This window comes from Psychromonas sp. MME2, from assembly GCF_040566515.1.
Taxonomy (GTDB): domain Bacteria; phylum Pseudomonadota; class Gammaproteobacteria; order Enterobacterales; family Psychromonadaceae; genus Psychromonas.
The window spans coordinates 64,455-86,933 of record NZ_JBEWXI010000010.1 but is presented as its reverse complement, the minus strand read 5'-3'; the positions used below and the strand labels follow the sequence as shown (position 1 = coordinate 86,933).

Here is a 22,479-nt window from a genome sequence, read left to right as displayed (position 1 = left end):
CAATATAATCAAATTACGAAATGTAAAATATCTACAATTGACTTTTATTCTATTGCAAAAAAAAAAATTAATCCCTATACTATTTTCAACCGGGGCGCTTGAAAAAAGTGCCCCGGTTTTTTTTGCCTGCCGTTTATGCCTGTAAATCAAAACCCATTTGTTAACCATTTTGCTATCCATTTAGTAGGAAACAGTTATGCGTATTGAACAAGATCTAAAATTAGGTTTTAAAGATGTCCTTTTCCGTCCAAAACGTTCGACTTTAAAGAGTCGCTCACAGGTAGATTTATCCCGTGAATATACGTTCAAGCATAGCGGTCGTAAGTGGAAAGGAGTTCCAATAATTGCCGCAAATATGGATTCAGTAGGTAGCTTTAACATGGCTAAATCCCTTTCTGAGTTCTCAGTATTAACAGCCATTCACAAACATTACACCGTGGACGATTGGGCTGGATTTGTTAAAGAAAATACCGCTTCAGTATTAAATAACGTCATGGTATCAACGGGAACATCTGAAAAAGATTTCCAAAAAACCAAAGATATTATGGCCCTATCTGATGACTTGATTTTCATCTGCATTGACATTGCTAACGGCTACTCTGAACACCTTGTTGAATATGTTGAACAAGTGCGTGCGGCATTTCCTGATAAAGTGATCACAGCGGGGAACGTTGTTACAGGCGATATGTGTGAAGAACTTATTTTGGCTGGAGCTGATATTGTAAAAGTCGGTATCGGCCCTGGCTCTGTTTGTACAACGCGTGTTAAAACAGGTGTTGGCTACCCTCAACTTTCTGCCATTATAGAATGTGCCGATGCAGCACACGGTCTTGGCGGCTGTATTATTGGCGATGGCGGTTGTAGCTGTGCTGGTGATGTTGCAAAAGGCTTTGGCGGCGGCGCTGACTTTATCATGCTTGGCGGTATGCTTGCAGGGCATAGCGAAAGTGGTGGTGAAGTGATAGAAAAAGAGGGCGAGAAGTTCATGAAATTTTATGGAATGTCCTCTAAAAGCGCCATGGAAAAACACTCAGGTGGTGTCGCTAATTACCGTGCTGCGGAAGGTAAAACCGTTTTGTTACCTTATCGTGGTGGTGTATCAGAAACAATTCAAGATATTATGGGAGGTGTTCGCTCAACCTGTACCTATGTCGGCGCATCAACTTTAAAACAACTTTCAAAACGTACCACATTTATTCGTGTTCTTGAGCAAGAAAACAATGTATTTGGTAAAGAATAAAATAGTGTCAGCATAAATCCCCATGTCACCTCAAGATGCTTTGTCAGGCAATCTTTTTAGCGCTGACTTTGCAGCTTGAAGTAACATGGCTATATTCGCTCATTTTTAACAAACATAAATGAGCGAATAAACGGCACGCCATAGCAAGCTATGCCCCCTTATTATCCCCACCGACACTTATTTGATCTGCACTTCAAATAGCCAGATACAAAGTAATACCAATCGGATTAAGTATGTATCTAAATTTTGCGCAGGAAAAATGGCTTAATTTGAGGCGTAAGTTGACGTAAATGGTTGCTCCCTTTACGAAACTTACAACAAAAAAGTAAGTTATTTTAATCCGCAAAATCAATCAGCTATTTACTCCGATTGGTATAATACTATATATCATTGCAACGCTGCTTTTCTAGGGCAATAAAATATCGAAGAGTTTCGATCAACAACTTAGTTTGTAAAAAAGCGAGGCTGGATTTAAATTTTTAATGATCTTAATAGAAGCTGCGTGTACTATTTAAGAGGTATTTTTGAATAAAAATGAGCGCTATCTATACTATAGAATAATTATTTAAATTTTTGATGTTTATAGGTTATTTGCATTACGTGAATAAAATTACTGACCATCTAAGTGAATAATTAATAGCGATAGGATTAAGTATCAGATCTCAATTTTACACAGAAAGAGACGCTTGAGTTAGAGGTGTGAGTATATGTGAATAGGTATTCCCTTCACGAAACTTACAACTAATATGGAAGTGATTTCAACCTGTAAAATAGATCTGCTATTTTATATGCTCTTTCTTCTCGGCGTTTTACGTCAACATTTAACATTAAGGCTGTGGTTAATGCAACGAGCAACTGTGAAAAAAATTCTGTTAATGCTAGCTGTTTTGATACTCGTTCTAGTATATAGCACCTATCAAAGGCAAGAAGCGCCTTTAACCGCTATTCAAGGTATGAGCAACGAAAACGATCCCTCAGCAACTGCTGTCGTTGTCGCCCCAGTTCGCCAAGATAATTTTAATATTGCTCAGTTCGCATTGGGCACCGTTACCCCGATAAATGTTGTTGATGTAAAAAGTCGCGTAGCAGGCCAGTTGATTAATATCGCCTTTGTAGAGGGCAAAATGATTAAGGCTGGCGAACTATTAGCTCAACTGGATCCAAAACCATTTGCCGCTCAGCTAAAACTTGCCGAAGGACAATTACAATTAAGTAAAGCGCTACTGGAAAATGCCAAGGCAGACGTAGAGCGCTATACATTATTACTTAGCCAAAAGTCGACATCAAAACAGACGCTCGAAGCTAAAGAGTCGCTTTTACAGCAATATAAAGCTACCGTAGCAGCAGATGAAGCGGCCGTTACCCGTGCTCAATTACAATTACAATACACTGATATTGTTGCGCCTATCAGTGGTCGACTAGGTTTTCGACAAGTGGATATAGGCAATGCAGTTAGCCCCACTTCAGCTAAAGGTATCGTGACAATCACACAGATAGATCCGATTGCCATTGTTTTCTCAATTCCTGAAGATACCTTACCTAAGGTACTCAAACAGATGCAGCTTAATGACAATATATCCGTTGATATTTATGATCGGGCCATGCACAAAAAAATGGCTACGGGACAATTATTAGCCGTTGATAACCAAATAGATCCCCACACTGGCACCGTAAAACTTAAAGCGCAACTTAATAATAGTAATGGTCAGTTTTACGCCAATCAATTTGTTAATGTATCAATGATAGTTGAGACATACCCACAGACAACATTAATCCCCACCTCTGCAATACAACGCGGTACACAGGGAACCTTTGTTTATCTGGTCGATGCCGATAATCTTGCCCGTGTCACCAAGATAGCGATCAGCGCAACTCAGGGTGAAGTTAGCGCGATTAGCACTGCAATCCCAAGTGGCGCTTTAGTTGTCACGCAGGGGGGAGATAGGCTAAAAGCGAATGCAAAAGTTAAAATAATAAGCAATGATGAAAATATGAGTGATAACGATGCTCAGTAATGCGATGCCATCTACAAAAATTAAAACTGACATCACCAAAAAAAATCCACTGACATCCCCCCTGATGTTTGTCCATTTTAATTCACAACAGGGTTGTCTATGAATATTTCACGTCCCTTTATCCTAAGACCCGTTGCAACATCACTGTTAATGGTGGCAATTATGCTAGTGGGCATTTTTGCTTACCGTTTGTTGCCACTATCGGCTTTGCCTAAGTTTGATTATCCAATCATCCAAGTAGTCACATTATACCCAGGGGCTAGTCCAAAAGTTATCACCTCAACAATTACCGCCCCCTTAGAGCGGCAGTTTGGGCGTATTCCCGGTTTAAATCAGATGTCATCGACCAGTTCAGGCGGTGCCTCCATTATCACCTTACAGTTTAATCTTGATCTGCCATTAGATATTGCTGAACAAGATGTACAATTGGCAATCAATGGCGCAGTCAGTGCACTACCAAGGGATCTGCCTCAGTTTCCTATTTACAATAAAATTAATCCGGCTGATCCGGCAATTATCACCTTGGCACTCACCTCCGATACATTACCTTTATCCTTATTACAACAATTAGCTGAAACACGGTTAACAGCTAAAATTGCTCAAGTATCCGGCGTTGGACTGGTCAGTATCAGTGGCGGACAGCGACCTGCTGTTAGAATCCAAGCCAATCCAAATGCATTAGCGGCTTACAAACTTTCCCTTGATGATTTACGTATAGCCATTGGCAACGCGAACTCGAACTTACCCAATGGGGGATTTGACGGCCCAACTCAAGCTTCAATAATTAATGCTAATGATCAGCTTAAATCGATTGATGAATTCAAGTCGATGATTATTGCTTATCGTGATGGCTCCCCTATTCGCATGTCAGATGTTGCCGATGTAAGTGATGGCATTGAAGATACCCACCTTGCCGCTTGGGCAAATAAATCGGCTGCATTAATTATAAATATTCAACGCCAACCCGATGCCAATGTTATCCGGGTAGTCGACAACATCAAAACATTACTCCCTGAATTACAAGCCTCTCTACCACAGGGCGTCAATGTTGCTACTTTATCGGATAGAACCGAAATGATCCGCTCCTCGGTACGTGATGTACAGTTTGAGCTATTTATTTCGATTGCCTTAGTCGTGATGGTGATATTTCTGTTTTTACGTAATATCCCTGCGACAATTATTCCAAGTGTCGCTGTACCACTCTCACTTGTTGGCACCTTTGCCGTTATGTATCTTGCCGGTTTTTCTATTAATAACCTTACTCTGATGGCAATGATTATTGCGACGGGATTTGTGGTCGATGATGCGATCGTTATGATTGAAAATATCATGCGTCATATAGAAGCCGGTGAGCCGCCACTCGTCGCTGCATTAAAAGGATCGAAACAAATTGGTTTCACCATTATTTCCTTAACCGTTTCATTAATCGCCGTCATGATCCCTTTACTCTTTATGGGGGATGTTATAGGGCGATTATTTAGCGAATTTGCAATTACTCTTTCCGTGGCCATCTTAATTTCAGCGTTAGTCTCTTTGACCTTAACACCGATGATGTGCGCTCGTTTACTAAAACACGATCCGACTAAAAATCAAGCACAACAATTTCACGATAGTAATAGTTGGTTTGAGCGCCTGACGCGACGCTATGGAAAGCTGTTAGAGTGGGTACTTGCTCGACAAATGTTAACATTAATGGTCGCATTGGCAACCTTACTACTGACCTTTGTATTATACGTTTTGATTCCAAAGGGGTTTTTCCCAGTACAAGATACAGGCGCAATTCAAGGTATTTCTCAAGCACCAGAGAGCATCTCATTTACAGCAATGGCTGAACGACAACAGGCATTAGGAGCGATCATACTCGAAGATCCTGCGGTGCAAAGCATCTCCTCTTTTATTGGTGTCGATAGTAGTAATCCGACACTTAATAGTGGCCGTTTCACTATCAATTTAAAACCATTAGCAGATAGAGATGCCGGTGTTCAAGCGGTTATTCGACGCCTGCAAACAGCGGCACAAAAAATACCGGGAATCGAATTATTTATGCAACCTGTACAAGATCTCACCATTGAATATCAAGTGAGCCGTACACAGTATCAACTTTCCATCGAAGATGCTGATGGTGATTTATTACGTCAATGGGTACCCCGTATTGTTTCACGATTACAGCAATCATCAACGTTAGCAGATGTAACCAGCAATCAACTTGATGCCGGGTTAGAAGCCCACATAGAGATAAATCGCGATTTAGCAGGCCGATTAGGTGTCACTGCGCAGGCGGTCAATAACACGCTTTATAATGCCTTTGGCCAGCGACAAGTTGCCACTCTATTTACAACAACTAGTCAGCAACATGTGGTTCTCGAAGTTAAACCTGAATTTAGCAAGGGTATTGAAGCATTGAATAATGTCTATATCAGTGTTGCCAATGGCAGTAAGCCTGATAAGCAAATACTGCTAACTTCCATAGCAGAAATCACTGAACGCAGTGCACCTTTAGCGATTAATCGTATCGGCCAGTTCCCGGCAATCACGATTTCCTTCAACCTTGCAGAAGGAGCGTCCTTGGATGCAGCGCTGGAGGCAATAGAGATTGCACAACATGATTTGCAATTACCCGCCAGCATGCAGCTAAAACTGCAAGGCTCTGCCCAAGCCTTCAAAAGCTCATTAACAAGTCAGCTGTTATTAATTCTCGCTGCAATCATCACCGTTTATATTGTATTAGGTGTTCTTTACGAGAGCTATATCCACCCAATTACTATTCTATCAAGCTTACCCTCTGCAGGTATTGGAGCGTTACTTGCTTTGATGATGACGGGTAATGAGCTCAATGTTATCTCTATTATCGGGATTATTTTATTAATTGGCATCGTCATGAAAAATGCCATTATGATGATCGACTTCGCACTAGAGGCACAGCGAGATGAAGGTATCAGCGCAAGAGATGCAATATTTAAAGCGTCACTACTGCGTTTTCGTCCAATCATCATGACATCGATGGCGACACTACTGGCTGCTCTACCATTAATGCTTGGTTGGGGAAATGGCTCCGAGTTACGCCATCCGCTTGGTGTAACCTTAGTCGGGGGCTTGATTGTCAGCCAAATGCTAACGCTGTTCACCACGCCTGTTATATATCTTCTATTTGAGCGACTCGGACATCGTAATAAAATGACCGATGATAATGAATAAGTGAATATCTATGAATTTCTCTAAACCATTCATCGATCGTCCCGTCGCAACCACATTACTCACTATTGGTATGATGTTGGTCGGTGCGGTTGCCCTGTACTTGCTTCCCGTTGCTCCTTTACCAAAGGTTGATATTCCGACCATCAAAGTAAAGGCTTCATTACCCGGAGCAAGCCCAGAAACAATGGCAGCAGCCGTCACAACGCCGCTGGAACGATCCTTGGGACGCATATCTGGTATTACAGAGATGACATCAACCAGTACCCTTGGTACGGCAAATATTGTTTTACAATTTGATTTTTCACGCGATGTAAACGGTGCCGCACGGGATGTGCAAGCCGCGCTAAATGCGGCACAAGGATCGCTGCCTGCCGGCCTTGCAAGTAATCCGAGTTATCGTAAAGTCGATCCGGCTGACGCCCCTGTCATGATACTTGGGCTGACATCGGATACCATGACTTCAGGGCAAATCTATGATGTAGCCTCGACCATCATTGCGCAGAAATTATCGCAATTAAAAGGCGTTGGCGATGTTGAAATCGGTGGAGGCTCCCCCCTGCTGTACGAATTGAGTTAAATCCCCATGTCCTTAATCAATATGCAATTGAATTTAAAGATGTGCGTAACGCCATCGCGGCTACCAACTCATACCAACCACAGGGTGCATTAGAGGAAGGTGATAAACGCTGGCAATTATCGGTCAATAGCGAAGCGAGTAATGCGCAAGCGTATATGCCAATCATCATTGGTTACAATCAATCAGGAGCCAGTTTACAACTTAAAGATGCCGCCAATGTGGTTGATTCCGTTAAAGATTTACGCCATGCCGGATTAGCAAATGAAAAGCCAGCGGTGCTCGTATTAATCAGGCGCGCCCCTAATGCAAACATCATTGAGACCGTTGAAAGCGTCAACCAACTACTGCCCACTCTGCAAGCCTCATTACCTAATGCGCTCGACGTTGATGTTATGATGGAACGGACATCAACTGTTCGCGCTTCGATGCACGATGCGGGTGAAACGCTTATCATAGCCGTTATATTAGTCACCTTAGTTGTACTTTTATTCTTACGTAATTGGCGAGCGGCACTGGTTCCGATTGTAGCGGTTCCGGTATCTTTAATCGCAACTTTTTCCATGATGTATCTGCTCGATTACAACTTAGATAATTTATCGTTAATGGCATTAACCATTGTCGTTGGCTTCGTCGTTGATGACACCATTGTGGTACTTGAAAATGTAATGCGCCACATCGAAAATGGTTTATCTCCTCGTGCGGCCGCCTTAGTGGGTGCCAAGGAAGTGAGTTCAACTATACTGACCATGACCCTAGTTTTGATTGCCGTATTTTTACCCATGCTATTAATGGGAGGCTATGTCGGATTATTTGTACGTGAATTTGCCGTTACATTAGCCGTTGCTATCATCATTTCCTTAATTGTTGCATTAACAACTGCGCCTATGATGTGTGCACAATTACTAAAATCCGCTGATGCAATACCTAAACACAACAAACTCTACCAATGGAGCGAACGCGGTTTTACAGCGCTGTTACGTGGTTATGATGTCAGTTTACAGTGGGTACTTAAGCGCCCTAAATTTACCATGCTGATGCTACTGGCAACGATATTTTTCAATGTCTACCTTTATGTGATAGTGCCTAAGGGCTATTTCCCTGAACAAGATACAGGACAAATAACCGGCAGGATTGAGGGTGACCAAAGCGCCTCATTCAAGGTAATGGAAAGTAAACTAAAGCAATATATCGAACTAATTAGTGCCGATCCAGGCGTAGATAGTGTGGTCGGATTTACCGGAGGGGGTCAAAGTAATAGAGGTGAGCTATTTATTATGCTCAAACCTTTGGCGGACCGCGGCGTTACCGCATTTGAAATTGTAGAACGGCTACGCCCACAAATTGATAACATTCCCGGTGCGCTATTGACCCTAAAACCTGTACAAGATATTCGTATGGGTGGCCGTCGTAGCCGCTCTTCCTACGAATACACCCTGCAATCCGATGACCTTGATATTCTCAGGGAATGGGAGCCTAGGATCCGTAACGCTCTCGCAAAAGTCCCTGAATTAATTGACGTTGATACCGATGAGCAAAATAAAGGGATACAGACGGAGTTAGTCATTGATAGAGATGCAGCCGCTCGCTATGGTATTACCATTAAACAGATAAATACACTGCTTAACCATGCCTTTGCACAACGATCTGTAGCAACTATTTATGAACCATTGAATCAATATCAGGTGGTCATGGGATTAGCGGCTGAATATGCACAATCACCACAATCACTGGATCATATCTACCTTAAATCGGCTGATGGCGGACAGGTCCCGCTTTCCATGATTGCGACCTATCAGCAAAGCGTTTCTGGATTAAGAGTTGAGCACCATGGCTTGCTCCCTGCTATCAATATCTCCTTTAATCGCGCTCCCGGCGTCTCTTTATCTCAGGCGACTAATGCCATTAAGGCTGCAATGGAGGATATTGGCGTACCCAGTGCGATTCGCGGTAGTTTTCAAGGCTCAGCAAAAGCATTTAAAAAAATGCTTGATGAACAGCCTATTTTACTACTCGCCGCTTTCTTAACACTTTATATTGTTTTAGGTATGCTCTATGAAAGCTTAATTCATCCATTAACAATATTATCAACACTCCCATCTGCGGGAGTTGGCGCACTCTTAGCCCTACTCTTTTTTGAGACCGATTTTAATGTCATTGCCATGATTGGTATTTTTATGCTGATCGGAATTGTAATGAAAAATGCGATCATGATGATTGATTTCGCTCTCGCGGCACAACGTCAATCATCAATTACACCGGAAAAGGCGATCTATGAAGCTTGTATATTGCGATTTAGACCAATATTAATGACCTCGCTTGCTGCATTACTTGCAGCTATTCCATTAGCTATCGGTCAAGGAGATGGCGCTGAAATGCGCCAACCACTTGGCATAGCCATTGGTGGAGGATTAATTATGAGCCAATTATTAACACTCTATACCACCCCCGTTGTTTATCTTTACCTAGATAAGTTCAGCCATTGGTTAAAGCAATTACGCCGCCCTGTTCATCGCACCACGGATATCACAAACGTGGTGGAGGATTTAAAATAATGATAGCCCCTCTACAAAAAAATATATTAAGCAAACTTATTTGCATCTCATTGGCCACCTTTAGTATTGGTTGTACCGTTGTTGGCCCTGATTATGAGCGCCCAAGCATGGATATACCCGATGCCTATAAAGAAAGCGCTGATAATAATCAGTTATCCAATTTCAAAGTAACAAATAACGCTGCTTGGTGGTTGGTTTATAACGATTCGGATCTTTGATCAACTACTTTCTCAAGTGGAACTAAATAATTATTCATTACAAAGCATGGCAGCCAAATTATCACAGGCGACCGCATTAGCGAATATCGCTCAAGCGGGGAAATCACCAACCGTTGTTGCCGGTGGTAGCAATGATTTGGGGATTTTAATGAATTGGGAGCTCGATTTATGGGGCAAACTGCAACGTAACATTGAAGCCAATGAAGCCTTTGTTGCAGCAAGTCAAGCGGACCTTGCGGCTGCCAAATTATCATTACAGGCACAACTTGCAAAAAACTATTTTCTGTTAAGAGTGCAAGATGAAGAGCTATCGCTATTACAAAATACCGTCTTTTCCTATGAAAGTTCTTTACAGATCACCCGTAATCAATATGATGCTGGCGTCGCTAATAGCGATAATATTGCGCAAGCACAGGGTCAATTAAGCAGCGCAAAAGTTCAATTATTTAATGCGCAAATAACACGCGCGCAACTTGAACACAGTCTTGCAATACTAACGGGCAAAGCACCTAGTGATTTTTCACTTCCAGCAAAATCTTTTGCTATACAAGTACCGATCATTCCTGAAACCTTACCCGCAGACCTACTGAACGCCGCCCCGATATTGTTGCTGCAGAAAGACGCATGGCGGAAGCTAGTGCAAAAATTGGGGTTGCCATGGCACAAGCATACCCAGAGGTTAGCCTATTTGCAGGAGCCACTATCTCGCGTGGTTTAATAGGAGGTGCAAAAGGAGAGGTACCACTCTATTCTGCAGGTGCAATTGACGCATTAAGCAGCTCTGCAAAGGCTGAATATGAATCCGTTGTCGCCAATTATCGTCAAACCATACTTAATAGTTTTAAAGAGGTGGAAGACAGCATGGTCGAATTGCAACTACTAGAGGAAGTATCTCACTCTCAAAACAATGCATTAACTGCATTACGTGAAGTCGTGAAGGTGACCAATAATCAATATAACGCTGGTGTTACAAACTACCAATCGATCATTATTGCGCAGGCCTCGGCCCTCTCCAATGAGCGCGAAGCATTAAAAATTCTAGGGCGTCGCCTACTAGCAAGTGTGACATTAATTAAATCACTTGGTGGAGGGTGGCAGGCTACACCTCCCACTAGCGAAGAAACTGAGCAGTAGTTGCAGCTCAGCTCCACATACTACCAATACATTGTCAAGTTAAGCCCAACACCTTGGGTATCGACCCAAGGTGTTAACTGTACTTGATCATCATAAGCATCAGTAAAAAACCAACCACTTGCAATGCCGATAGCGGCGCCCGCTAACACATCATGCCAATAGTGTTTATCTGCAGCGACACGAGCCCCACCAGTAAGCGACGCTACGGCATAGGCAGGGAATCCAATTTCCCAACCGTAACGACGATGTAGCGTTGTCGCTGAAGCAAAGGCCCTTGTTGTATGGCCAGAAGGAAAACTATCATTATCACTCTTATCAGGGCGTTCCTCATTGATTAGCGCTTTACCAACAAAAGTAACTCCACTAGCTAAAAGAATACTATAGCCTGCTTGACGGGTACCTTCCCAGTCATCACGTACTGCCGGCAACGCTAAGGCAGTACCAAGTAAAGAATAAACACCGATGTCACTGATGTTCTCCCATTTCTTATCACTTAAGGCATGCGCAACGGGAATGGTTGAAACCATTAATATTAAAAAAGAACCGATATAACGAGAAAACATAACAAACTCCTTTTTGTTGAAGAGATTTAGCCCATTTCATCTAAAATAGGCATCATAATTAACAGGTATGTTTATCATATCCACGTTCAGTTAATGATTGTGATATAACCTCTCTTACCTCCGCTAATACATCCTCTAACGGTTGTACTGTGTCTATTTCTGCAATAGGTGCGCCATTAAAGGTAAGTTGCGGGACAACTTTAATTTTTTTCTCTAATGAATCTCTTTTGTGGTCTGGCTTACGTGCACAGGCAGTATCCAAATCAACATTCAGTCTAATCACTAAATCAGGGGTATAACTGGTCATCCATTGAAAAGCTTTATGCTCTTGCTTGGCTAACCAACGTACAATAGAGCTCCCCTTGGCCGTAATCGATAATCCTGGACCATCAATCGCTTTAGTATATTCATTTTGCGGATAGCGATCGGTAATAATAATTAACCCTTTACTGCGTAATTTCATCATACGATGATACCGGCGCAGGCGTCTTAGAGTCAGTAAATAGATAACTAATGACGGTAAAAATTCCGGTGTTTTGTCGGCGTCATAAGCTTTATGCACCTTTACCGCTTTACTTTCTTGAACTCGTTCAATCCATTTGCCAATCAATGGTAAATTATTTAAGGCTCGCCCAAGGTTGCCCCCTTGCTTACCTAAATGTGCACTTGCTGCAGGACCATAACTTTGTGCCCATACCAAAGCTTGTTCGACAACGGTTGATTTCCCTGAACCATCACAACCGACTATCGCTATCATCGGTGCTAGTTTTTTTTCATTGGCTGACATTTATAACCCTTTAACATTTTAAAATATTGATAATTTATAACTATTTAGCCGCATGATGCGCAACTGAATAAAATAGTTACGCATAATATCACATCATCAATTCGATGGGATATTTGTTACCGTTAATACCCTTTTTTGTGATTTACACTTTAAAGGTTGTCACACATTGACCTTAACAACGGATAAAACATACAATGCCTAACAGTTATAGCGCTTAGCAATCATTATTTATAAATTCAGGATCATCTATGAAATCGGAAGCTGACAAAAGTTTTGCCACCAATACCACTATAGATCAGCCGTTACCATTTACTAGGGAACAGTGTGAAAAACTTTTTGCAGCTGTGCTTGTACATGACGATATCTATCCAAATGCAACGCTTCCCGATGAAATCCACCTAAACTATAGTCAAGCACAACTTAATCAATGCTATCAACTATGCCTACAACTTTGGGAACTCGGTGTACAACGGCAAACCTTAAAAGCACTGATTTTCAAAATATACCGACAACACCAACTTGACCCTGCTGAACAGGAGGTCTATAAAGATATCCGAGCTAAATTCAAACACCTTCGCTTTGCCTATGTGACCTGTGGAGAGAATCATACATACCCTAACCTTTTTAGTAATTTAACTAGAAAGATGGGGAAATTTCAGGATGCGTTTAAAAATAAAAAATATAGCAACATGAAATGGGCCGTTAATCGATTACGCATATTACTTACCCCCTTTGTTTATAGATTTATAACAAGGGAAGTGGAGCACTTTAAAGCAAGTAGCACGGAAACGTTTCAACACTATATACATAGTGAAATTGATTTTATACGTTTACACCTTAAGCAATCTGAAGTGACCGGAAAAGAGTTTCATGAAACGAGAAAAGTCATTAGCCGTCAAGTTGCTCTTTACGACAATCTCAAAGTTCTTTATCCATCACAGTACCACAACAAGATCTCTGAATATCTTAGTACAATAAATGGTATGATGGGCAGCTTTCATGATGATCTGATTATCACTAAGTTCGCAGATCCTGAAAAATATTTTGAGGATACTTTTCCAATACCAGCTGAGATAAAAGTACGCTTAGAAAGCTACACGCAAAAATTCCAGTTAATGAAAAGTACAGAGCATTAATATCCCGACATATATACGAGTTTAATTTGAAATCTTCATATCCACAAAAAGAGCAGGTTCTTAGCAATGTCATTGCCGTAATTGGCTGTGACGGCTCAGGAAAATCGACACTAACCGCTGATTTACTGACACAATTACAATCACATGCCCCTGTTGAGCTACTCTATTTAGGGCAATCATCCGGCAATATTGGCGATTGGATAAAAAGCCGTCCATTCATTGGCCCGTCATTGAGTCGCTACTTAAAAAACAAGGCTAAAGGTGCTCATAGCAAAGAGAGCAAATCACCCGATACAGCGACCACAATCGTAATATATCTGCTCTCCCTATGGCGAGCACATAAGTTTCGGCGCATGTTATCACTTACCCGTAAAGGCACATTAGTGATCACGGATCGTTATCCTCAGGCTGAGACGGCAGGGTTTTACTTCGATGGCACAGGGCTCGGTGGATTAAATCACAATAGTTGGTTAGTGCGTAAATTAGCAGCTCGAGAGCAAAAACTGTATGAATGGATGGCCAGCCATATTCCGACACTATTAATACGACTTAATATTGATGCACAAACGGCACACGATCGTAAACCCGACCATAAATTAAAAATGTTAGAAGCCAAAGTGTCGGTTATTCCAACCCTCACTTTCAATGGTGCGGATATTCTCGAATTAGATGGTACCTCTCCTTACCAGCAGGTGCTAGATACCGCCTTAACAAAAATCAACCAAAAATTAACCCGTAATAGATTTTAATCCCCTAAATAACCGGCGTATGCTTAATTTTTAGCTATCCTTGTTATTAATATTATTAACTGAGTTTTACATGTTTGAATTTAAACGCAATAAAAAAGAATCGATACACCTCTGATCGGGGTCGTCGCCGTTGTCGGTTGCGATGGTACAGGAAAATCTACCCTAACGGCAGATTTACTCACTCATCTACGGGCTAATGGTCGCGTTGAAAGACGTTATTTAGGCACTATTTCGGGTGAAATGGGTGACAAAATAAAATATATCCCATTTTTTGGTGTTAGATTAGAACGCTATCTCAATGCTAAAGCGCAACGTGCGCAAGATATCAAGAAAAATTTACCCGGTACAACCACCTCAATCATTATGTACATCCTCTCTTGGTGGCGTGCACTGCAACTACTCAAAGTTCGTCGATTGTCACGTAAAGGAATACAAGTTATTGCAGATCGTTATCCTCAAGCTGAAATAGCCGGTTTTCATTATGATGGTCCAGGTTTAACCGTAAATAGAACCAATAACTTACTAATTCGTAAACTTGCAGAGCGTGAACAACGACTCTATGAATGGATGGCTTGTCACAAACCGGATCTCATCATTCGCCTTAACATAGATGCGGATACCGCCTATTCTCGCAAACCAGACCATAACATCGTAGAGTTACGTGATAAAATTTCAGTGATGCCACGCTTAACATTTAATGGCGTACAGATTTGCGATATCGATTCCCGAGCGCCCTATCAAGAAGTCTTAGAGGCGGCCTTACAAGCTATCGCTCAATATCACAATAAGCGCCAATAAAAGATAGCCATGACATTGAAATATAAACTCCCACTATGTTTTTCGCTATGCGTTGCGGCAAATGCCTTTGGCCTGCCGTTATCAACAGAGGGTAAAGGCGAGGTTTATGGTCTTTGGCTCGAACGTGATAAACAAAAAGTGGCGGTATTGGTTGAGGATTGTCAGGGACAGTTATGCGGAAAAATAGTCTGGTTGAAAAAGCCTTATAAGAAAGATGGTAAACCTAAACTTGATAGCAAAAATCCAGACAAAGCACGACGAAATACTCCTCGTTGTGGCTTGACCATACTCTCTGGATTTACTGCCGTTGATAAAAACCATTGGCGCGATGGAACGATTTATAACCCGAGCGATGGTGATACCTACCGCAGTACTATCGAGCTTACTGACCAAGGGGAGCTCGAAGTAAGAGGCTATGTCGGTATTCCCTTTTTTGGGATAACAACACATTGGATCCGTCCAAACAGTAAACTACAGTGGTGTAATAGCAATTGGTATGAATAGCAAACTACTTGCTCTTTTTCTTCACCACAGGAATAGTTAATATACTTTTATGGATTAAATTTAACATAACCATGGGAGGAATTGCCGCACCAACACAAGCTGCTATTCCTGCACCAATCAAACTAAAAAATGAAGTCAACGCAAAAAACATCACTAAATAAAGCAGTGCAGATAGCGTATAAACACGCAAAACTAAACCAGCATGACCAATCGCATAAGATGCCGAACGTAATGACGAGGCCGTCAAATCTAAGGTAGATGCAAACAATAATAGTGCCAGTACTGGTGCTGCTGCAATATACTCTTGACCGACAGTAAGTTGTAGCAATGCCTCTCCAAAGAAAAGAGCGACAACGACAAAGACAAGGCCAAATAATGCACCTAGCATGGCCGTTCGATAGGCCACGACTTTAAAGTCACTACTGCCCTGATTCCAACTACGCGTTAAATCAAGAAAGACCACTTGACGAATCAGTGCCGCAGGCTGTGAAAGTAAACTAGAAAACTGCCGTGCTAGACGTAATAAACCCGCTTCTGATGCTCCCAATAAGTAACCAGCCAACATCACTGTGATACGTTTAGGAACCATATCGACATTAGCTTGCCAATAGGTCACCCAAATAAAATGGCGTAGCCCTGTGAATTCGTCAACTCGCATATTATGTGTATCTTGTGAATTTTCAGCAGGCCCGATTTTTTTACGGTATTCACGCCACCCATAAAAATTTAGGTAGAGATCTTCACTTATTGAACCAATTGCTAAGATAGAAATAAACACAGCAAATGAAGCATCAAACCACCATGCAATACAAACACCTACAAAACGAACGAGTGGTCCAACTGACATTTGTTTGCCGATAATATCAAATTTATCAAATAATCGCAGAAGACCTCGAGAGGTGCCATTGCCTATCGAAGCGAAAATAACAAAACTATATAGGGTGAGAAAAAAAACGTGGTTACTATCCATTCCCATGTGAGGGCCAACGACGGGTGCTAACAATATCGCAATGATCGCCCCACTCGCAGTTGTGATAAGGTCAAGACGCCAACAAATCTGAATTAAACGACGTAATGTACGGGTATCTTTAGCATCATAGGCAGGCACACCAAATCGAACAATGGCATCAAAAAGTTTAAAATTAAGCAGGCCTCGAGTCAGTAATGCATAGGTTTCGATCAACACTATCATACCAAACTCAACAGGCCCAAGTACTCTGGCAAGTAGAGCCGTAACACCAAATAACATCAAGGCGGCAACCACTCGTCCGCGAGCAAGCAGCAAAAAATTACTTAACACTCTACGCATTGGACTTTGCACGGGAGATATCGCTTTAGCACTACTCACGTGCACTTCCTTTTATCATAATAAGCATCACTTATTGAATACTATTTTTCTCATTGATGTTTATGACGCACGTAGTTGCAGTTGTAATTTTTTACCTAACGTAGCAAATATGTCACAAATAGTGTCAATCTGTTGATCCGTATGTGCAGCACTAACGCTACAACGAATTAAGAAAGCACCATTAGGTGTCGCAGGCGGTATCATCAAGTTAGTGTAGACCCCCATTTCAAGAAGATTATCCCAGAAGGTAAGCACTTCCATTTTATCTTTGAAAACCACCGCAACCACAGGACTTGCAGGCGCGCCCAAGGTATAACCTAACGCACTAAGCCCTGCATGTAAGCGCCTTGCATTGTAATGCAATCGCGCACGCAAATCTTTCCCCTCAGCGACCTTAACTAATGCCGCCCTCGTTGTGGCAATCGTTGATGGTGAAGGCGATGCCGTAAAAATATAGGGACGACTTGAATAGCGAATAAGATCTAATTCAGGGTGGTTACTCACACAGTAACCACCAGCAGCGCCAAGACTCTTACTAAAAGTACCAACGATAAAATCAATATCATCCAATACACCAAGTTCCTCAGCTAAACCACTGCCTCGTTCACCGAGTACGCCTAGGGAGTGTGCTTCATCTACAAATAAGTAACCACCATATTCACGTTTTACGGCAATGAACTCATTTAATAATGCGTGGTCACCAAGCATGCTGTAGATACCTTCAACGACAATCAAAGCCTCAGAGGCTTTGTCACCAAGGCGTTGCAAACGTTTTGCTAAATGTTCAGGATCATTATGACGGAAACGTAACGTTTTTGTTCCACCTAAACGGCAGCCATCGTAGATGCTGGCATGGCAATCAGCATCTAATATGACGGTATCATCGGGCCGGCAAGTGTTGATAACATGCCTAAATTAGCTAAATACCCCGTAGAAAATACAATACAATCCCTTTTTTGATAAAATGCAGCCAATTCCAACTCTAAATTTCGGTGGCCAGAATAACTCCCATTAGCCATACGCGAACCAGTTGTCCCAGTCCCTTCGAATTCTAATGCATTGTATGCAGCGTCAAGGCAGTCTTTATCAAATGTCAGACCTAAGTAATTATTTGTGCCCGCTAAAATCGTTTTTCGCCCGCGAATAATCCCCTCCGTTGGGCTATTCATTTTTTCAACCTGGATGCCAAAGGGATCGATTCCTAACATTTCAAGTTGTTGGCGTTTCTCTAAAATAGCGTTGAATTTTGTAAAAATGCTCATATCTCACCAGCTGTAATTTTTTCTATTTGTATCACAAGATCCTTGACGGTCTTTACGTTTTTTAAAACACTAACTGGAATTGATATCTCATAATAATCTTCTACGTCCAGTATCAATTCCATGATATGCAAAGAATCCAATTGTAATTGTTTAACTAAATCAGTGTTTTCATCTATTTCTAAATATTTTTCTGTTCGTAATGCGAGGGCGTTACACACATAAGCAAGCAAACTTTGCTGTTCCATTTAGCCCCCTTTAGATTTATCATCTTTATTGAAGATAGTTGCCAAACCACGTTGCAAATTATATTGCGGTTGCCAGTCAATCACCTGACGGAATGCTTTATTATCTGCTAACCAATCAGGGTGGATAATTTCTCTTACCTTACCAGGCGTTAACATTGGCGCATAGGAAAACAATGTTGCAGCGAACAAATTAATCTTCGCGACTATATTAAAAATAAATATAGGGATCTGTATCCGCCGGACTTTACCACCATCACGTAACACGCGGCTACCAATTTCAAGGATGTTAGCCCAGTTATAGCCACCTTGAAAACCATCGTCTAGCTCAAATGTCTGACCATAGCCGCTGTCCGCTTCTAACCAAGCGATTATAGCCAGCGCTAAATCATCAACATAAATCATCGATATACTGCTATTTTTCACTGCTGGCGTAGGGGCAAAGCCATTCGCGATACTGCGAAATAGTGGCAATAACTCTTTATCCCCCGGTCCATATACCGCAGGCGGTCGTAATATTGTCCAGCGTAAATTTTTTGCTACCTTTTTTAGCGCGCACTCTCCACGCCATTTGCTGCCTGCGTAATAAGATAATTGTGACTCACGTGCTGCTAATGATGAAATAAGTAGAAAACGAGGCGCAATGCTTTGCTCCGCTGCAGCTTCGGCTACATTTAAAGCCCCCTGTTCATTTACCTTATCAAAATCTTCCTGAGTAGCCCCCCTTACCACACCCGCACAATGAATAACGGTATGCGTACCTTTGACAAAATCACGCAATAATTGCGGATTGCTCAAATCGCCTGCAACCCAGGTTACTCCGGGCAATTTTGGCTGAGTCCGTCCTTTTTTAGGGCGATACAGGGCACGCACATGCCAGCCCCTATGTACAAGCAAGGAGATAAGCCGGCTTCCGATAAATCCGGTCGCGCCAGTAAGCGCTATTTCTAATTTAGTAGTAGACAATTTTTGATCTTAATTTATGGCAAGGGTTTTGAACATGGTTAGCGTTATATGAATTCATCCATGACCTCACGATAGCAGTATTAAACCGCTGCATTATACATACCAGCTATGTTGATGCAAACTCAATACCTCAACTCATTGCATACTTATAATGAATTGTGTGACCGACTAATAATAACAGGATGCTACATGCCTAAGAATCAGTAATTATTTAAAAAACAGTGACTTTTTATGACTATTAAATGACTCTGCAACTCTTTCTGTTTGATTTTTATATATTCAAAAACAAAACCAATAACAGATACAAGCGATTAAATAACGTTGCCATCACTTTCGTTACGACCAATGCTTTATCTTTATCAGGAAACTACGTATATTCTTTATTTTAAAGCAAGGTTAAGGTCGGCTCGTAAATAATGATTGTAACCCTTTAAATTTTAAGAGCTTATATTTAACACTAGATAAAGGTTTACTTTTATTATGAGTATTGAAACAAATGGACTTTCTTCATTAAAAATCATTCCTGTCGTGAGTAAGGAAGATTTAGACCTATTTATTCGCGTTCCAACGACTATTTTTAGAAATGATCCTACATGGGTAGCGCCATTAATGGTTGAAAGGAGAATGCATCTATCTCCCAAACATAACCCCTATTTCCAACACGCTCAATGGCAAGCATGGGTTGCCCTACGCGATGGAAACCCCGTCGGTCGAATTAGTGCACAGATAGATACTCTTCATATTGAACGTTACAATGATGCAACAGGTTTCTTTGGACTACTTGATGCTGAAGATAATTTAGAAACATTCCAAACATTAATCAAGACGGCTGAACAATGGCTAGCAGATAAAGGTATTATTCGTGTCAGAGGCCCCTTTAATTTATCTATTAATGAAGAGATGGGATTACTCATTAAAGGTTTTGAGACCTCCCCTGTCTTTATGATGAGTCATGCGCTTCCCTATTATGCTAAGCAAATCGAAGCAAGTGGTTATGGCAAAGTAAAAGATACCATCGCCTATATGATAGCGCCAAATTTCGATGCCCCTCCGGTCATGAAAAAAATAATGGAAAAAACGGCTCTACGGGTTAAGGTAAGACCAATTAACAAGAAGAAATATGATCAAGAAATAAAGCTCTTACGCGATATTTTTAACGATTCATGGGCCGATAACTGGGGATTTGTTCCCTTTACTGAAGCTGAATTTGAAGAGCTTGGGAAAAATTTACGTTTTCTAATTGCAGCAGAATTTATACAAATTGCAGAAATTGATGGCAAGGCTATCGCATTTATTGTGGCCATGCCAAATATCAACGAAGCGATTAAAGGCCTTAATGGTAAATTATTGCCTTTTGGTTGGCTTAAATTATTGTGGCGCTTAAAAGTCAGTAAATTAACCAGCGCACGAGTCCCTTTGATGGGAGTGAGAAGTGAATATCAAAATACCCGCCTAGGTGCAGGCATTGCGTTCTTAATTATTGATGCGGTACGACAACAGCTACACAACAATGGCGCAAAGGATATCGAATTATCATGGATTTTAGAGGATAATTCGGGAATGCGTAACATTATTGAATCCATTGGTGGAAAAGACTATAAACACTACCGCATCTATGAACGCATCTTAAATTAAATCATTTTTATCACAGATTATCGCCAACCAAAGGGCTATATATTAGCCCTTTTTAATTCCCTGCTAACATACAGATAATACCGCACAATTACACAAATCATCGCTTTCAAACTGAGTTAATTGACCCGCTTGCAAGTCGGAACAGGAAATAAACGCACGGTTAGCGGTTTATTTAAACGAAATGCCAACGTCCCCGTATCCCGCATTAAAGCGCTGATTTTATCAATGCTCGTGTCACCTGGGATAGGCACAGTGTCTAAGCCAATACCACAGACAGCACTATTGGTTAACAGTGTTCGAATATCGTAATCCGCATCAATCGAGCCCTGCGCTAACCCCTCATCTTCGGTCACTGCCAGCATTAATCCTGAAAACCCCACTAATGGCATCCCTTTAATGGATTTAAACACGCGGGTTAATAGTGAAGATGCCTCGACCGTCCCTGCTGCACCAAAATAATCGACACCTAACTGCTTGTAGATCTCCACCATGCTAGTGCAGTTTTTACTGGGTGCTGCTGAACTATCTAAGCCAGCAAAAACAAAATCAGAGGAATGAGTAGCCATAAAATCATCATTTATTTTCTTAATAAGATCAACGTGATATTGAAGAGCTTCACGCATTAATCGATAATAATTTTTAAAACGGTGTTGATGATCGAGAAATATATTTACTTCATTAAATTCATGTAAAACATGCATTAATAGATCTGGAGTTTCAAGCCCTAATACATAGAGATTACCAAGCTTCTTTTGATGAAAACTAGCAGGAAAATAAGGGATAAGAGGCTTACAGTTAAAATTAACCGTAAAATTGAAATTCCCCTCGCCTCGCAAAGTCATTCGACTAATATTAATAACCGTTTTCGCAGCCTGTTCTATCAACACATTATCCAGCACATCTTGATCATCCATTGAAATATTAACGCAAGCATTACATAAATCGCCATAGCATTGGATTAATTCAGGTAATAATGCAATTTCATGGGGCGTTGTTGCTTCACCAATTGCAAATCGTATACGTAATGGCGATGCATTGGCGCTATTTAATATTTCCGAAATATAAGCAAGATCGACTTTGGCGCTATCAATATTATTGGTATTTAAATACTCACCGAATGGGTTCGTCACAATACGCATTGACTGTACTTGATAACCATTATTGACGAATTGAGCACTTAGAGAAAGACAAAAATCAACGGCTCGCTTAATTACTAAGGGCCACGCCGAGCGATCGCTATCTAGTACTAAAAAGCTAGTGATGGTTCTTATTTTACATAACGATTTTGATTTATAGTCCATATATGTACTCTGCCTTTAATAATAAAAAGTAACAGCCAATTACTCTGTAAGTTTCATGACCTACATAAACTAAGGCTTACATTACAATTAGATAAGTCAAATGAATTCAAGATTTCACAGCTACGTCCTTAAGCATAATATATCTAATGGATTACTCAACGTTTAATTATTCAACGCAAATTCAGCTCCCATATACTTTATTTACTTCTTCTTTTTATAAAATGATAAAAATCTATGTAAACGTTTACATTTTGCTG

General features: G+C 41.1%; 21 protein-coding genes. 13 read left to right on the top strand and 8 right to left on the bottom strand.

All coding sequences use genetic code 11. The features are described 5' to 3' along the window. Positions 1 to 196: 196 nt before the first annotated feature. The 8 genes from AB1A03_RS08895 (at position 197) to AB1A03_RS08860 (ending at position 10,931) form a co-directional block, all read left to right on the top strand. Entirely contained in the window at positions 197 to 1,240 is a 1,044-nt protein-coding gene (locus AB1A03_RS08895) for a GMP reductase (RefSeq protein WP_354624317.1), read from the top strand. 842 nt (positions 1,241 to 2,082) lie between these two features. After that, complete coding sequence (locus tag AB1A03_RS08890; RefSeq protein ID WP_354624316.1) at positions 2,083 to 3,255, top strand: efflux RND transporter periplasmic adaptor subunit; 1,173 nt, start codon at positions 2,083 to 2,085, stop codon at positions 3,253 to 3,255. A gap of 99 nt (positions 3,256 to 3,354) precedes the next feature. After that, positions 3,355 to 6,450 carry a multidrug efflux RND transporter permease subunit gene (locus AB1A03_RS08885; protein WP_354624315.1) on the top strand — a complete coding sequence of 1,032 codons (3,096 nt, stop codon included), beginning with the start codon at positions 3,355 to 3,357 and terminating at the stop codon, positions 6,448 to 6,450. Between the two features lie 10 nt (positions 6,451 to 6,460). Further along, positions 6,461 to 7,027: an efflux RND transporter permease subunit gene (locus tag AB1A03_RS08880; RefSeq protein WP_354624314.1), complete on the top strand. Its 567-nt coding sequence runs from the start codon at positions 6,461 to 6,463 to the stop codon at positions 7,025 to 7,027. Beyond that, positions 7,018 to 9,579 carry an efflux RND transporter permease subunit gene (locus AB1A03_RS08875; RefSeq protein WP_354624433.1) on the top strand — a complete coding sequence of 854 codons (2,562 nt, stop codon included), beginning with the start codon at positions 7,018 to 7,020 and terminating at the stop codon, positions 9,577 to 9,579. Before AB1A03_RS08880 ends, AB1A03_RS08875 begins: the two co-directional genes overlap by 10 nt. After that, positions 9,579 to 9,797 (top strand): hypothetical protein, encoded by a 219-nt coding sequence (locus AB1A03_RS08870; protein ID WP_354624312.1) that lies wholly within the window; start codon positions 9,579 to 9,581, stop codon positions 9,795 to 9,797. The genes AB1A03_RS08875 and AB1A03_RS08870 overlap by 1 nt, the downstream gene beginning before the upstream one ends. Positions 9,798 to 9,813: 16 nt before the next feature. Continuing rightward, a complete protein-coding gene (locus AB1A03_RS08865; RefSeq protein WP_502945936.1) occupies positions 9,814 to 10,515 on the top strand; it encodes a TolC family protein in 702 nt (233 codons plus the stop codon). Further along, complete coding sequence (locus AB1A03_RS08860; protein WP_354624310.1) at positions 10,422 to 10,931, top strand: TolC family protein; 510 nt, start codon at positions 10,422 to 10,424, stop codon at positions 10,929 to 10,931. Before AB1A03_RS08865 ends, AB1A03_RS08860 begins: the two co-directional genes overlap by 94 nt. 20 nt (positions 10,932 to 10,951) lie before the next feature. On the opposite strand, the gene AB1A03_RS08855 is transcribed toward AB1A03_RS08860, so the two are convergent. Both AB1A03_RS08855 and AB1A03_RS08850 read right to left on the bottom strand, forming a co-directional pair. Next, entirely contained in the window at positions 10,952 to 11,494 is a 543-nt protein-coding gene (locus AB1A03_RS08855) for a phosphatase PAP2 family protein (RefSeq protein ID WP_354624309.1), read from the bottom strand. A gap of 58 nt (positions 11,495 to 11,552) precedes the next feature. Beyond that, positions 11,553 to 12,281, bottom strand: coding sequence for a nucleoside/nucleotide kinase family protein (locus AB1A03_RS08850; protein WP_354624308.1), 729 nt, complete (start codon positions 12,279 to 12,281; stop codon positions 11,553 to 11,555). Positions 12,282 to 12,529: 248 nt separating this feature from the next. On the opposite strand from AB1A03_RS08850, the gene AB1A03_RS08845 reads away from it, so the two are divergent. The 4 genes from AB1A03_RS08845 to AB1A03_RS08830 all read left to right on the top strand — a co-directional run bounded on the left by AB1A03_RS08845 (position 12,530) and on the right by AB1A03_RS08830 (position 15,468). Next, entirely contained in the window at positions 12,530 to 13,417 is an 888-nt protein-coding gene (locus AB1A03_RS08845; RefSeq protein ID WP_354624307.1) for a hypothetical protein, read from the top strand. 26 nt (positions 13,418 to 13,443) lie between these two features. After that, a complete protein-coding gene (locus tag AB1A03_RS08840; protein WP_354624306.1) occupies positions 13,444 to 14,166 on the top strand; it encodes a nucleoside/nucleotide kinase family protein in 723 nt (240 codons plus the stop codon). Positions 14,167 to 14,406: 240 nt separating this feature from the next. After that, positions 14,407 to 14,964: a nucleoside/nucleotide kinase family protein gene (locus tag AB1A03_RS08835; RefSeq protein ID WP_354624305.1), complete on the top strand. Its 558-nt coding sequence runs from the start codon at positions 14,407 to 14,409 to the stop codon at positions 14,962 to 14,964. A gap of 9 nt (positions 14,965 to 14,973) precedes the next feature. After that, positions 14,974 to 15,468 carry a DUF2147 domain-containing protein gene (locus tag AB1A03_RS08830; RefSeq protein WP_354624304.1) on the top strand — a complete coding sequence of 165 codons (495 nt, stop codon included), beginning with the start codon at positions 14,974 to 14,976 and terminating at the stop codon, positions 15,466 to 15,468. A 4-nt stretch (positions 15,469 to 15,472) separates the two neighbouring features. Here AB1A03_RS08830 and AB1A03_RS08825 read toward each other — a convergent pair whose 3' ends face one another. Genes AB1A03_RS08825 through AB1A03_RS08805 form a run of 5 tightly spaced genes read right to left on the bottom strand, consistent with a single transcriptional unit; the run spans position 15,473 to position 19,286 of the window. Then, positions 15,473 to 16,816 (bottom strand): lipopolysaccharide biosynthesis protein, encoded by a 1,344-nt coding sequence (locus AB1A03_RS08825; protein WP_354624303.1) that lies wholly within the window; start codon positions 16,814 to 16,816, stop codon positions 15,473 to 15,475. A 60-nt stretch (positions 16,817 to 16,876) separates the two neighbouring features. After that, entirely contained in the window at positions 16,877 to 17,662 is a 786-nt protein-coding gene (locus tag AB1A03_RS08820) for an aminotransferase class I/II-fold pyridoxal phosphate-dependent enzyme (RefSeq protein WP_354624432.1), read from the bottom strand. Positions 17,663 to 17,682: 20 nt separating this feature from the next. Then, positions 17,683 to 18,078 (bottom strand): aminotransferase class I/II-fold pyridoxal phosphate-dependent enzyme, encoded by a 396-nt coding sequence (locus AB1A03_RS08815; RefSeq protein WP_354624302.1) that lies wholly within the window; start codon positions 18,076 to 18,078, stop codon positions 17,683 to 17,685. Continuing rightward, the gene (locus AB1A03_RS08810) at positions 18,075 to 18,323 is read right to left on the bottom strand and encodes an acyl carrier protein (RefSeq protein ID WP_354624301.1); all 249 of its coding nucleotides are present in this window, start codon (positions 18,321 to 18,323) and stop codon (positions 18,075 to 18,077) included. The genes AB1A03_RS08815 and AB1A03_RS08810 overlap by 4 nt, the downstream gene beginning before the upstream one ends. Further along, complete coding sequence (locus AB1A03_RS08805; protein ID WP_354624300.1) at positions 18,324 to 19,286, bottom strand: NAD-dependent epimerase/dehydratase family protein; 963 nt, start codon at positions 19,284 to 19,286, stop codon at positions 18,324 to 18,326. A gap of 480 nt (positions 19,287 to 19,766) precedes the next feature. Here AB1A03_RS08805 and AB1A03_RS08800 point away from each other — a divergent pair, with 480 nt between their 5' ends. Then, a complete protein-coding gene (locus AB1A03_RS08800; RefSeq protein WP_354624299.1) occupies positions 19,767 to 20,921 on the top strand; it encodes a hypothetical protein in 1,155 nt (384 codons plus the stop codon). A 116-nt stretch (positions 20,922 to 21,037) separates the two neighbouring features. Here AB1A03_RS08800 and AB1A03_RS08795 read toward each other — a convergent pair whose 3' ends face one another. Then, positions 21,038 to 22,222: a DUF711 family protein gene (locus AB1A03_RS08795; RefSeq protein WP_354624298.1), complete on the bottom strand. Its 1,185-nt coding sequence runs from the start codon at positions 22,220 to 22,222 to the stop codon at positions 21,038 to 21,040. Positions 22,223 to 22,479 lie beyond the last annotated feature (257 nt).

What these genes read in the sequence shown, in the direction of transcription:
- AB1A03_RS08895 (WP_354624317.1), top strand. Translation starts at nt 197, where the DNA reads ATGCGTATTGAACAAGATCTAAAATTAGGTTTTAAAGATGTCCTTTTC.
- AB1A03_RS08890 (WP_354624316.1), top strand. Translation starts at nt 2,083, where the DNA reads ATGCAACGAGCAACTGTGAAAAAAATTCTGTTAATGCTAGCTGTTTTG.
- AB1A03_RS08885 (WP_354624315.1), top strand. Translation starts at nt 3,355, where the DNA reads ATGAATATTTCACGTCCCTTTATCCTAAGACCCGTTGCAACATCACTG.
- AB1A03_RS08880 (WP_354624314.1), top strand. Translation starts at nt 6,461, where the DNA reads ATGAATTTCTCTAAACCATTCATCGATCGTCCCGTCGCAACCACATTA.
- AB1A03_RS08870 (WP_354624312.1), top strand. Translation starts at nt 9,579, where the DNA reads ATGATAGCCCCTCTACAAAAAAATATATTAAGCAAACTTATTTGCATC.
- AB1A03_RS08860 (WP_354624310.1), top strand. Translation starts at nt 10,422, where the DNA reads ATGGCGGAAGCTAGTGCAAAAATTGGGGTTGCCATGGCACAAGCATAC.
- AB1A03_RS08855 (WP_354624309.1), bottom strand. Translation starts at nt 11,494, where the DNA reads ATGTTTTCTCGTTATATCGGTTCTTTTTTAATATTAATGGTTTCAACC.
- AB1A03_RS08850 (WP_354624308.1), bottom strand. Translation starts at nt 12,281, where the DNA reads ATGTCAGCCAATGAAAAAAAACTAGCACCGATGATAGCGATAGTCGGT.
- AB1A03_RS08845 (WP_354624307.1), top strand. Translation starts at nt 12,530, where the DNA reads ATGAAATCGGAAGCTGACAAAAGTTTTGCCACCAATACCACTATAGAT.
- AB1A03_RS08835 (WP_354624305.1), top strand. Translation starts at nt 14,407, where the DNA reads ATGGGTGACAAAATAAAATATATCCCATTTTTTGGTGTTAGATTAGAA.
- AB1A03_RS08830 (WP_354624304.1), top strand. Translation starts at nt 14,974, where the DNA reads ATGACATTGAAATATAAACTCCCACTATGTTTTTCGCTATGCGTTGCG.
- AB1A03_RS08815 (WP_354624302.1), bottom strand. Translation starts at nt 18,078, where the DNA reads ATGAGCATTTTTACAAAATTCAACGCTATTTTAGAGAAACGCCAACAA.
- AB1A03_RS08810 (WP_354624301.1), bottom strand. Translation starts at nt 18,323, where the DNA reads ATGGAACAGCAAAGTTTGCTTGCTTATGTGTGTAACGCCCTCGCATTA.
- AB1A03_RS08800 (WP_354624299.1), top strand. Translation starts at nt 19,767, where the DNA reads ATGAGTATTGAAACAAATGGACTTTCTTCATTAAAAATCATTCCTGTC.
- AB1A03_RS08795 (WP_354624298.1), bottom strand. Translation starts at nt 22,222, where the DNA reads ATGGACTATAAATCAAAATCGTTATGTAAAATAAGAACCATCACTAGC.